Origin of the sequence: Streptosporangium sp. G11 (assembly GCF_051192615.1) — a bacterium.
Classification (GTDB): Bacteria; Actinomycetota; Actinomycetes; order Streptosporangiales; family Streptosporangiaceae; genus Streptosporangium.
Genome location: NZ_JBPJUQ010000147.1, coordinates 1 through 10235 on the forward strand (window position 1 = coordinate 1; position 10235 = coordinate 10235).

12 protein-coding genes are annotated in these 10235 nt (G+C 68.9%); 3 read left to right on the forward strand and 9 right to left on the reverse strand.

Annotated features, from left to right (window positions below; all coding sequences use genetic code 11):
- Positions 1 to 176 precede the first annotated feature (176 nt).
- Positions 177 to 773, reverse strand: coding sequence for a TetR/AcrR family transcriptional regulator (locus tag ACSDR0_RS47540; protein WP_435295592.1), 597 nt, complete (start codon positions 771 to 773; stop codon positions 177 to 179).
- A gap of 124 nt (positions 774 to 897) precedes the next feature.
- Here ACSDR0_RS47540 and ACSDR0_RS47545 point away from each other — a divergent pair, with 124 nt between their 5' ends.
- On the forward strand, positions 898 to 1737 hold the full coding sequence (locus ACSDR0_RS47545; RefSeq protein ID WP_435295593.1) for an alpha/beta fold hydrolase: 840 nt from the start codon (positions 898 to 900) through the stop codon (positions 1735 to 1737).
- A gap of 72 nt (positions 1738 to 1809) precedes the next feature.
- Here ACSDR0_RS47545 and ACSDR0_RS47550 read toward each other — a convergent pair whose 3' ends face one another.
- The 3 genes from ACSDR0_RS47550 to ACSDR0_RS47560 are packed head-to-tail and all read right to left on the reverse strand — an operon-like array spanning position 1810 to position 5447.
- Positions 1810 to 3543: a CocE/NonD family hydrolase gene (locus ACSDR0_RS47550; RefSeq protein WP_435295594.1), complete on the reverse strand. Its 1734-nt coding sequence runs from the start codon at positions 3541 to 3543 to the stop codon at positions 1810 to 1812.
- Positions 3544 to 3584: 41 nt separating this feature from the next.
- Entirely contained in the window at positions 3585 to 4343 is a 759-nt protein-coding gene (locus ACSDR0_RS47555; protein WP_435295595.1) for an SDR family NAD(P)-dependent oxidoreductase, read from the reverse strand.
- Between the two features lie 30 nt (positions 4344 to 4373).
- Positions 4374 to 5447 (reverse strand): aldo/keto reductase, encoded by a 1074-nt coding sequence (locus ACSDR0_RS47560; RefSeq protein WP_435295596.1) that lies wholly within the window; start codon positions 5445 to 5447, stop codon positions 4374 to 4376.
- Between the two features lie 180 nt (positions 5448 to 5627).
- On the opposite strand from ACSDR0_RS47560, the gene ACSDR0_RS47565 reads away from it, so the two are divergent.
- Positions 5628 to 6518, forward strand: coding sequence for an AraC family transcriptional regulator (locus ACSDR0_RS47565; protein WP_435295597.1), 891 nt, complete (start codon positions 5628 to 5630; stop codon positions 6516 to 6518).
- A 43-nt stretch (positions 6519 to 6561) separates the two neighbouring features.
- Here ACSDR0_RS47565 and ACSDR0_RS47570 read toward each other — a convergent pair whose 3' ends face one another.
- The 5 genes from ACSDR0_RS47570 to ACSDR0_RS47590 form a co-directional block, all read right to left on the reverse strand.
- A complete protein-coding gene (locus ACSDR0_RS47570; protein ID WP_435295598.1) occupies positions 6562 to 6750 on the reverse strand; it encodes a hypothetical protein in 189 nt (62 codons plus the stop codon).
- Between the two features lie 103 nt (positions 6751 to 6853).
- Positions 6854 to 7192: an acetylxylan esterase gene (locus tag ACSDR0_RS47575; RefSeq protein ID WP_435295603.1), complete on the reverse strand. Its 339-nt coding sequence runs from the start codon at positions 7190 to 7192 to the stop codon at positions 6854 to 6856.
- A 27-nt stretch (positions 7193 to 7219) separates the two neighbouring features.
- Positions 7220 to 7423, reverse strand: coding sequence for a hypothetical protein (locus tag ACSDR0_RS47580; RefSeq protein ID WP_435295599.1), 204 nt, complete (start codon positions 7421 to 7423; stop codon positions 7220 to 7222).
- Positions 7424 to 7520: 97 nt separating this feature from the next.
- Positions 7521 to 8162, reverse strand: a complete 642-nt coding sequence (locus tag ACSDR0_RS47585; RefSeq protein ID WP_435295600.1) for an alpha/beta hydrolase — start codon at positions 8160 to 8162, stop codon at positions 7521 to 7523.
- A gap of 68 nt (positions 8163 to 8230) precedes the next feature.
- Positions 8231 to 9091: an NAD-dependent epimerase/dehydratase family protein gene (locus tag ACSDR0_RS47590; protein WP_435295601.1), complete on the reverse strand. Its 861-nt coding sequence runs from the start codon at positions 9089 to 9091 to the stop codon at positions 8231 to 8233.
- A 150-nt stretch (positions 9092 to 9241) separates the two neighbouring features.
- On the opposite strand from ACSDR0_RS47590, the gene ACSDR0_RS47595 reads away from it, so the two are divergent.
- Positions 9242 to 10105 carry a LysR family transcriptional regulator gene (locus ACSDR0_RS47595; RefSeq protein ID WP_435295602.1) on the forward strand — a complete coding sequence of 288 codons (864 nt, stop codon included), beginning with the start codon at positions 9242 to 9244 and terminating at the stop codon, positions 10103 to 10105.
- Positions 10106 to 10235: the final 130 nt, after the last annotated feature.

Consider the following 10235-nt stretch of genomic DNA (forward strand, 5'->3'; position numbering starts at 1 on the left):
TCCGCTTCGACAAGACCCCCGAAAGCTACCTCGCGGGCCTTCATCTACGCGGAGCCATCTTGTGGATCCGAAGCCTTCAACCCACCTGAAGATCCGAAGTCCGCACAAGCCCTAGTACCGCGGCGGCCAGCGTCGCCTGCCCGGCCACCATGATCAGAAACCGCCGCCGATGGTGGTCAGCCGACGACGGCAGGACCACTACCGTCGATGACCGCAGTGACGCAGCGAAGCGTGGCCGCACGAATCGCCCGACTTCGATCGGCCGACGGAAGAGCGCGGGCGATCGTCACAGCACCCACGACTGAGGCCACCAGTGCCCATGCGCACTCCTCCTGCTCCGCCGGTGAACCGGGCATGGCTGGAGTGAGCAGCTCGATCAGGGCCGCCATCCGACGCTCATAGGCCTCCCGGACCGCCTCGCTCGCACGTGAGACGTCTGCGCTGAGTGCCGGCATGAGGCATCCGTCCGCCACGGCCGCGCAGTGCTCGTCACTGAGGTAGAAGTGCAGGAACTCGGCGAGACGGCGCCGTCGCTCGTCCGGATCGGAATCGTCGATCACGGCGAACTCGGCCCCGAGCTGCTCGTTCACCACCTGCTCGAGAAACGCCTCCTTGCTGCCGAAGTTCGAGTAGATGGCTCCCGACGTCACGTCGGCGACCGCCGCGAGACCGTCGACGCCGACGCCTCCGAAGCCCTTCTCCTTCAGCGGGCGAGCCGCCGCGGCCAGGATCGCGGCGCGCGCCGTCTCCTTGTGGTCTTTCGGGTACCGCACGCCGGGTCCTCGTCTTCCTTGCTTGCCATCGCGCTGCCGTCACTATACGATAGCGATCGTTATATAACGATCGTTATTCTATGACGGATCGCTTCCGAAACACGAGAGAAACGAGATCCACCCCATGCCCACGAGTCACAACGAAGCCCCCACCCGCACGGTGGACGTCGACGGAACCGCCTTCGCCTACCGGGAAGTCGGCACGGGAGCGGGCGTTCCGGTCGTCCTGCTGCACCACTTCACGGCCGTTCTCGACGACTGGGATCCCGCCGTGGTCGACGGCCTGGCCGCAGAACGCCGGGTCATCCTGGTCGACCTGCGCGGCGTGGGGGCCAGCGGCGGCAGCACACCTGACAGCGTGGAGGCCATGGCCGCGGACGCCGCGGCCTTCGTTCGCGCGCTCGGCCTGGCGACCGTCGACCTGCTGGGCTTTTCCCTCGGCGGCATGGTCGCGCAGGCGTTCGTCCAGCAGGAGCCGGACCTCGTCCGCCGCGTGATCCTGGCCGGCACGTCACCCGCGGGCGACGCCGGACCGGCCAACGCCTTCGCCGTGTTGCAGGAAGCCATCGAAAAGGCGACCGCCGCGGGCAAGCACCCCAAGCACTTCCTGTTCTTCTCGCCGACGGCGAGCAGCCAAGCGGCCGCCGACGCGTTTCTCGGCCGCATCGAGGAGCGCACCACCGACCGCGACGCCGCGGCCACGAACGAGACCATCGGGGCCCAGGTCACCGCGCTGGCCAAGTGGGAGCGCAGCAGCACACCGGCCGGCCTCGCGAACGTCTCGCAGCCCGTCCTGGTGGTCAACGGGGACAACGACATCATGATCCCGACCATCAGCTCGTTCACGCTCGCGCAGGCGCTGCCCAATGCTCAGCTGAGCATCTACCCGGACTCCGGCCACGGGGCCCTCTTCCAGCACCACGAGCAGTTTGTCCGGCAGGCGCTGGACTTCCTTCGCAACTGACCGCCGCAGGCTGAAGACCTGGACCGGCGCGGCCAGGTCGTCCACCATCGTCGACCCGGCCGCCTCGCTCACTCAGGGCTGCTCGCCGGGCATCTCCCGGTCGGCACCTTGTCGCGGCGCGCGTTGTTTCACCACGGGCAGAGCGATGTTCGACGGGTGGGCCGCGTCGTGGTGAACGGTGTGCGTCACCGGGTTGAGCGCGGTCGCCGTCCCGGGGGCCTCTCCAGTGCCGGGGTTGCGGGCGAACCGCGGGAACGCGCCGCCCGAGATCTGCAACCGGATCCGGTGCCCGGCGTCGAACCGGTGTGCCGTGGGGTCGAGCGTGATCTCGACCCTGCGGACTTCGCCGGGCGTCGTGTCCGGCTCGGTGCACCGGACGATCCGGTCGGTGACGTTGACCGAGCGACCCGCGGGGTCGACGTCGCAGACGCGGGCGAAAAGGTCGGCATTGGCGTTGTCGGACGCCAGGTGCACCTGCACGACCGGCCTGCCGTGCACTTCGACGGATGCGGTGAGCGGTGCCGTCGTGAACGTGAGCACGTCGGCACGCACTTCCAGTTTCCGGTTGTCCCGCGCTCCGCCGCTGGGAGCCATGAGACGTCCACCGACCGCCGGCGTCGGATCCGCCGGGTCGTAGCGGAACCGCGTGGTTCCGGCACCCTCCGTGGGCGCCGCCGGGGTGAGCTGCCGCGCCACCCCCAGGTACCACGTGGTCGACGACGTGTCTCCGGGCGGCCAGCTCTGGTGCTGCTGCCACTCGCCGGCGCCACCGACGAACACCTGGACCGGCGCTTCGCGGGGCGCGGCGGCACGGCCTGAGGCGTGGGTGTCCAGCCACGAGATCGCCTGCGGCATCGAGACCTTGTTGTCGACGGTGAGGTGCGTCCACGGGCCGACGGTCAGCGCGACCTCGACGCCGTGTGACCGCAAGGTCCGGTACTGCTCCAGAGTCTGATTGAGGAAGTAGTCGTGCCAGCCGCCGATCAGCAGAGTGGGGACCGTGGTTCGCGTCAGCGCTTCGGTGACCCGGAACCGCTCCCAGTAGGGATCGCGAACGTCGGGGTGGTCGATCCAGCCGTCGTACCAGGACGCGCCCTTTCCGCCCAGGTCGTCCAGCGAGCCGCGCAGCGGCAGCCGGTCCAGCGCGCCGCGCAGCCGACGTTCGGCGCGCACCATCCTGATCAGACCGGCGACCGGGCCGACGGTTTCCTGGTGGGAGAGGAGATCGGCCCAGCTGAGCATATTGAACAGGTCGAGCGGGCCCTGCTGGTAGGCGGCGTCGGCGAGGTCGTGCACGCCGATCATGACGACCATCGCCTTCAGCTCGGGCGGTGGGTCCATCGCCAACGCCCACTGTGTGAAGCCCAGGTAGCTGCCGCCGGCTGTGGCGAGGCGTCCGTCGAACCAGTCCTGAGTGCGCAGCCACGCGACCGTGTCCTGGGCGTCGTCCGGTTCGCTGACGCCCGGCACGAAGGTGCCTTCGGATCCGAAGGTGCCTCGAGTGCTTTGGAGCAGGACGTGGTAACCGCGTTCGGCGTAAAGCTGGGCCGACAGCAGCGCGTAGGGGAATCCGCGGCCGTACGGGCAGCGGACCAGGATGGTGGGCATGGGCTCGGTGGTCACCGGTGCGTAGTGATCGGCGAGCAGGGTCATGCCGTCCCGCATCCGCACCGCAACCTTCCGCTTCACCCGCACCCGGTTGCGCCTGGCCGGCAGCCGCCATAGCCGCCTGGCGGCCGCACCCACCAGGCCCTGGACAGTGCCGAGTGGCTTCGCCTCACCGGGGCTCGGGGTACCGCTGCGCATGGAATCTCCTTGGTCGTGGTCGGGGCGGGCACGGGTGCGCGTCAGGGCACGGTGTAGCCGCCATCGATCGGCAGCGCCACGCCGGTGATGAAGCCGGCCTTGTCGGAGGAGAGCCAGACGACGGCGTCCGCGATCTCGGCGGCTTGGGCGATCCGGCCGACCGGGTGCGCCGCGAGGAGCGACTTCATCGGCTCGGCCGCGGGGTCCATGGTCGCGATCACCGGAGTTTCGACCAGGCCCGGGCACAGCGCGTTGACCCGGACACCCAGCGGGGCGACCTCTAGCGCCGAGGTCTTGGTCATCCTGATCTCCGCGGCTTTCGTCGCGGTGTACCCGGAGAAACCGACCACACCGACCAGTCCCGCGCCCGACGACATGTTCACCACCGAGCCGAAGCCCTGCGTCGTCATCTGTTTCAGCTCGTGCTTCATCGACAGGAAGACACCTCGGACGTTGATCGCGATCACCCTGGCCAGCATGTCGGTCGGATACTCGGCGGTGAGCCGGTACTTCCCGTCGTAGCCGACGTTGTTCACGGCGATGTCCAGCTGGCCGGTGTTCCCGATCGCGGCCTCGACCGCGGCCTCGATGGCGGACTCATCGGTCACGTCCGCCACGATGTGGCGGGCCGCTCCTCCGTTGGCCTGGACCAACCGCACGGTTTCTTCCAGCGTGTCCCGAGTGCGACCGGCGACGGTGACCAAGGCGCCTTCGGCGGCCAGCGCGAGCGCGGTCGCACGCCCGATGCCTGAACCACCGCCGGTGACGAGCGCCGTTCTGCCTGCGAACTGTGGTGTCATCTCGCCTCTCTTCCCACCGAGGAACGGCGGTCAGTACCGGGTGTCGGCAGCGCGAAGCAACGGGGACACCGTCGAACGCCGGCCATCTACCGTGGCTCCCGCGAACTGCATGCTCGGCGCCAGCACCGCGTTGTTTTCGGCGGGGAAGTTCAGCTTCGGAGCCGACACCTCGTCCAGCGCCGCACGGTGGGCTTCGCTCAGGGTCACGGCCAAGGCACCGAGGTTCGTCTCGAACTGATCCATCCGGCGCGCGCCGATCACCACAGAGCTGATCCCGGGCCGCCCCAGAGCCCAAGCCAGGGCGACCTGAGCGGACGGAACACCGGCTTCTCCGGCGATGACGTTGAGCGCGTCGATCACGACCAGCTCGGCGTCGCCGGGCATCCGCGCCCGGGTGGTGTCGATCTCGGTCTTCTTGGCGCTCGAGTACTTACCGGAAAGGAACCCGCCCCGCAGCGGCGACCACGGCAGCACGCCCATGCCCATGGCCTCGGCCATCGGGATCAGCTCACCTTCCGAGGTCCGTTCGAGCAGTGAGTACTCCAGCTGCAGGGCGATCACCGGAGCCCAGCCACGCAGCCGCGCGATCGTGGCCGCTTCGGCGGTGGCCCAAGCCGGGACGTCCGAAAACCCGACGTATCGGATCTTGCCCCCGCTGACGAGATCGTCGAGCGCGCGCAAGGTCTCCTCGACCGGCGTGGCGGGGTCGAAGTTGTGCAGCCAGTAGAGGTCGATGTAGTCGGTTTGAAGGCGCCGCAGCGAGTTCTCGAGCTGTTGCACGATCGCCTTACGGCTGGGTCCGCCGCCGTTCGGGTCGTTCTCGTACAAGTTGCCGAAGAACTTGGTGGCGAGGACGAGCCGATCACGCAACGCCGGCCGCCCGGCGAGAAACTCTCCGATGATGTGTTCCGCATGGCCGTTGGTGTAGAGGTTCGCGGTGTCGATCGAGTTTCCGCCACGGTCCACATAGGCCGCGAGGATCTTCTTCGACTCGTCCGGACTGGCTCCCCAGCCCCAGTCCTCCCCGAACGTCATCGTGCCCAGCGTGAACGGGCTGACCCGAAGACCTGATCGGCCGAGCGTGACGTAGGCGTCGAGAGACACTGTGGACCTCCGTGTTGCTGGACGGTGAGACACCGGCGAGGCCATCTCCCCGCACCCCCAGTGAACCTCCGCCGAGGTTGATCACCTAGACCGATGCGCCCGACCCGATGCACGATCCGCTCAAGTTCGCCCCGATAGTGGGTATGGACCGGCGAGCCACGGCTGTGCTTCACTCGAACGGTGAGCCACCTCCCGGAACTCGGGCGCCGCATCACGCGGCTGGCCGGCGACGACTTGCGACCGGCCTGGCTGGGCGACGTGCTGGTGTTCACCGCCGCCCACGTCACGGAACCGATGAGCGCGGTGACCGAACCCATGCTCATCCTGGTCGTGCAAGGGGCTAAACGGTCGGCCCTCGGCGATCGCGTCTTCGAGCACCACCCCGGCCAGGCTGCGGTCTTCACCGTCGACCTGCCGTTGATCTCCCAGATCATCGACGCCAGCCCGCGCAAGCCGTTCCTGACGCTCGGCCTGCGCCTGCGGCCCGCGACGATCGCGCAGCTGCTCGTCGACGGCGGGCCCGTCGCGGCCGGCCCGCACGACGGGCCGGGGATGGCGATCAGCGACGCGGACGACGAGCTGCTCGACTCGCTGGTCCGGCTTCTCCGGCTGTTCGACAACCCACGCGACCTCAAAGTCCTGGGAGCGGGCGTGCGGCGCGAGATCCACTGGCGGCTGTTGAACGGTCCGCACACTGCCCTGATGAGGCAGGCGGGCATGGCCGACAGCCGTCTCGCGCTCGTCGCCCGCGCGATCGAATGGGTTCGAGCGCGGTACGACCGCGTGATCCACATCGACGATCTCGCCTCGGAAGTCGGCACCAGCACCTCTTCCCTCAACCGGCACTTCCGTGCCGTCACCGCGATGAGCCCCCTCCAGTACCAGAAGCAGATCCGGCTGCAGAAGGCCAGGATGGAACTCATCGCGGCGCCGCACGACGTCGCGGCGATCGGCCACGCGGTCGGTTACGACAGCCCGTCGCAGTTCAGTCGCGAGTACCGGCGGATGTTCGGCGCTCCACCGGGACAGGACGCGCTCCGCCTCCAGTCAGCGGTGATCGTCCGGGAATAGCCCGATCCGACGGGTGAACCGGGCGACGGCGCCCTGCTGCGCGTCAAGGAGTCATCAGGTGCCGCACGAACCAGTCGCGCGCCGCCTGCGAAGCCACAGTGAAACCCCGACCTGTGTAGGCGTCGAAATGGCCACCAGGCAGGAAAACGATGTCCTTTGGTTCCGCCGCGCTGGAGTAGGCGACGGCCGCGAGGTTGCCGCCGGTCAGGCCGTCTTCGCTGCCGGCGATCATCAGCGGCGTCGGTGTGACGTCCGGCAGGTACTTCGCCGGCTCGTAGCAGTAGTAGTTGTCCAGGCTGCGCAGCGTAACTTCGTTGGGCCAGCTCGGATCGAGCTCACCCCCGCGCTCGGGTGAACCAGTCGTTGGAATCCCGCGTCGGCAGTCCGACCAGCCGGCCGTGGTCGGTACCGACGAACGGGATGGTCGCGGCGGCCTCGCCCCTCGCGCGGGCCCGGTGGTCGGCCGTGAAGATGTCCGGGCCGACGACCTGGTTGTCCACCCGAGCCAGGTTCGCGTACGTCGCGCGGCCACTGACGAACGGCGCCTGTGTGACCACCGCCTTCACCCGTCGGTCCATCGCCGCGACGACGTAGGCGTGCGCACCCGAGAAACTGGTTTCCCACACGCCGATGCGGTTGGGGTCCACCTCGGACCGGTTCTGGGCGTGGGTGATGGCGTGCCGGTAGTCACCGACCTGGACTCACGGATCGATCTCGTGCCGCGGCTGCCCCGGCGCCGCCTCTGAATCACCCCAGCCGCGGTTTTCGTACACCAGCACGGCCAGCCCGGCCGCGGCGAACACCTCCGCGAACCGATCGAGGTATATCCGCTTCGTCGAGCTCCAGCCGTGGGCCATCACGACACACGGCGCCGGCCCGCTGGTCTCCTCGGCCTCGTAGACCAACCTCGCAGCAACGCTTCCTCTGCATCGAACTCGATGTCGTGGCGTATGAATGTCTCCTTCCTGACCCGGCGCGGCACCGAACCACGCCGAAAACGCACTAGCGGATCTGCTTGCTGACAAAGGTGGCGACATCGTCGATCTCCCGGCCGCGGACGTCGTGTCCCAGCCCGGGATAGACGTGCACCTCGGCGGTGGCGTGGCGAGCGAGCCACCGTTCGGTCCGAGCGAGCGCGCCGGGCGGGATGACCCGGTCTTCCCGCCCGCGGCCCCAATAGACGGGTGGCCGCGTGACACTCAGCGCCTTGTCACCGGGCTGCTCGTCCCGCACGACAAACCCAGCCAGGTTCACGCAGTAGGCGAACCGGTGCGGCGCCCACCGCATGAGCTGATGTGCCATGGCGCCGCCTTGCGAAAAGCCGAGCAGCCCGATCGACGACGCCTCGACGGTCTCCAGCCACGAAAGCACGTCCAGCGCCGCCGCATTCGCCACCTGCAGCCGAGGATCACCGATCGGGTTGCCCGCACTGGGAAACCACGCATACCCACCGGCTTCGGCAATCCGCGCCCGAACTGAGGCGACCACGACCTCGTCCGGCAATCGCGGCGTGATCAGCCGGTGCAGATGCGTCTCGTCGTAACTCCAGCCGTGCAGCATCACCAGCAGCGGCCGTGACCCGCGTGCACGCTCCTCTTCGGACCACAGCACCGCCCCGCGATCCATCCCTGGTTCCAAGCTCATTCGCCTTCGCTCCTGTCGTGGTCGCGATCGCCCGAACTCCTGGCTGTTACTTTGCAAAGTCAGGAGATTCACTCCCCGGCGGCGGACTCGCTCAGCGGGTCGGTGTGCACGGGCGTCCATCCCAGCTCACGCTGCGCTTTCGCGGAGGTGAGCTGCTGGTCGAGGGCGAACGCGTCGGCGATCGGGCCCATCTGCTCGCGGGCCTGCTCGAGCGTGATGGAGACGGTCTTTCCGTCCAGCCCGGCAGCGCGGGCGCACGCCTCGGCGAACTCCTTGGCCGTTGGGTTGACCCCGCCCACCCCGAGGTACACCGAGCCCGCCGGAGCCGACAGCGCCGCCGCGTAGAGCCGGGCGAGGTCGTCGAGGTGGATCAGTGCCCAGTGGTTGCCGCCGTCGCCGATGTACGGGATCGCGCCGCTTTCCTTGCCCGGCTGGACGAAGAACTGGTCGATCAGGCGGTTGTCACCGCCGTAGAGCAGACCGGGCTGCACGATGACCGGCCGCCCGCCGTCGGCCGCCCGGGCCAGCACCGCGTCCTCGACGGCCTTGCGCCAGGCCACGATCCCCGGCGGGTTCCACGCGGCCGTCTCGTCCTGCACGCCGTCGGTGTCGCCGTAGACCCAGCTGCCGCCGGTGTGCACGTAGGTGCCGCCGCCGACGCCGTCCTGCATCGCGGTGGCGGCCGCCAGGTCCTCCTGACCGCCCGTGGCCTGCGCGAGGTGGATCACTGCCTCCGCACGCGCGGCCGCGTGGTTGAGCACGTCGAGGTCGGTCAAGCCACCGTGGACCGCCGTCGCCCCGGCGGCGACGACCGCGGCCTCGGCGCGTTCGCTGCGCGCGAGCGCCTCGACGGTGTGCCCCAGCCGCGCCAGCTCCCCGATCGTCGCGCCGCCGATGTAACCCGAACCACCCGTGAGGAAGATCCTCATCGCTGTCCCTTCAATCGGAATTCGTTCCTCCTCCACGGTGACCCGGGCACCTGCGGCGCGTCCAAGACCCGTTCCGTGCGCTGTGATGCCCCGGCGGCATCACCGACCTGCGATGATGGAGGCGGACCGGAGCGGGAGTGGTGAACCGACGTGGACTTCGACCTGCGGAAACTGAGGTACTTCGTCGCGGTGGCCGAAGAGCTGCACTTCGGGCGGGCCGCCGCGCAGCTGCACATCGCCCAGCCCGCACTGTCACGCCAGATCCGCGCCCTCGAGGACGAGCTGAAGACGCCCCTGTTCATCCGTGACCGCCGGACCACGGTCCTCACCGCGGCCGGCGAACAGCTCCTGGACGATGCCCGAGACCTGCTGGCGGCGGCCGAAGCCGTGCACCGGAGGGTCACGGCCGCGGCCGAAGCGAAGCCGGTGCTCACGGTCGGTTTCATGCCGGGCATCATGGTCACCCCGGCGGTGCGGGTGCTGGCCGAGCGCCGACCGGACGTCAGCGTCCGGCTGCTGCGCACCAGCTGGCACGACCAGGTGGCGGTCCTGCACGACGGCCGCGTGGACATCAGTATCGTCCGGCTGCCAATCGACCAGCGCGGGCTCACCGTACGGCCGCTGTTCGAGGAACCCCGCGTCGTCATGGTGGCCGCCGGGCACCGGCTGGCCGGGAAGGAGTTCGTGTCGGTCACCGAACTCGCCGACGAGCACCTGCTGCAGGACCCCAACGCCGTCCCGGAATGGCGGGACATCGCCCTCGAACTGCGCGAGCGCGACCGCCCAGAAGTGCCTCGGATTTACAGCGTCGAAGAGAAGCTGGAGCTGGTCGCCGCCGGAGCCGGGATCAGCGTCATCCCCTTGTCGACGGCGACGTTCTACACCCGCCGGGACGTCATCGGAATCCCGGTCGAGGACATCGAGCCGAACCGCGTTTGCCTGGCCTGGCTCGCGTCGCGCCGATCACCGTTGATCGACGCGTTCGTCGACGCGGCGGCAAGCCTGGTGCCCTAGTGCGACGTTCCTCAAAGCAGGTAGGTAAAACGGCGTCGGCGTTGACGAGGATGGGGAGCTGGACGGCCCCAGATCCAGCGGCGGGCGCGGGTGTTGAGCTGGGTGGTCGCCACGGCGGTGGCGTAGGCGA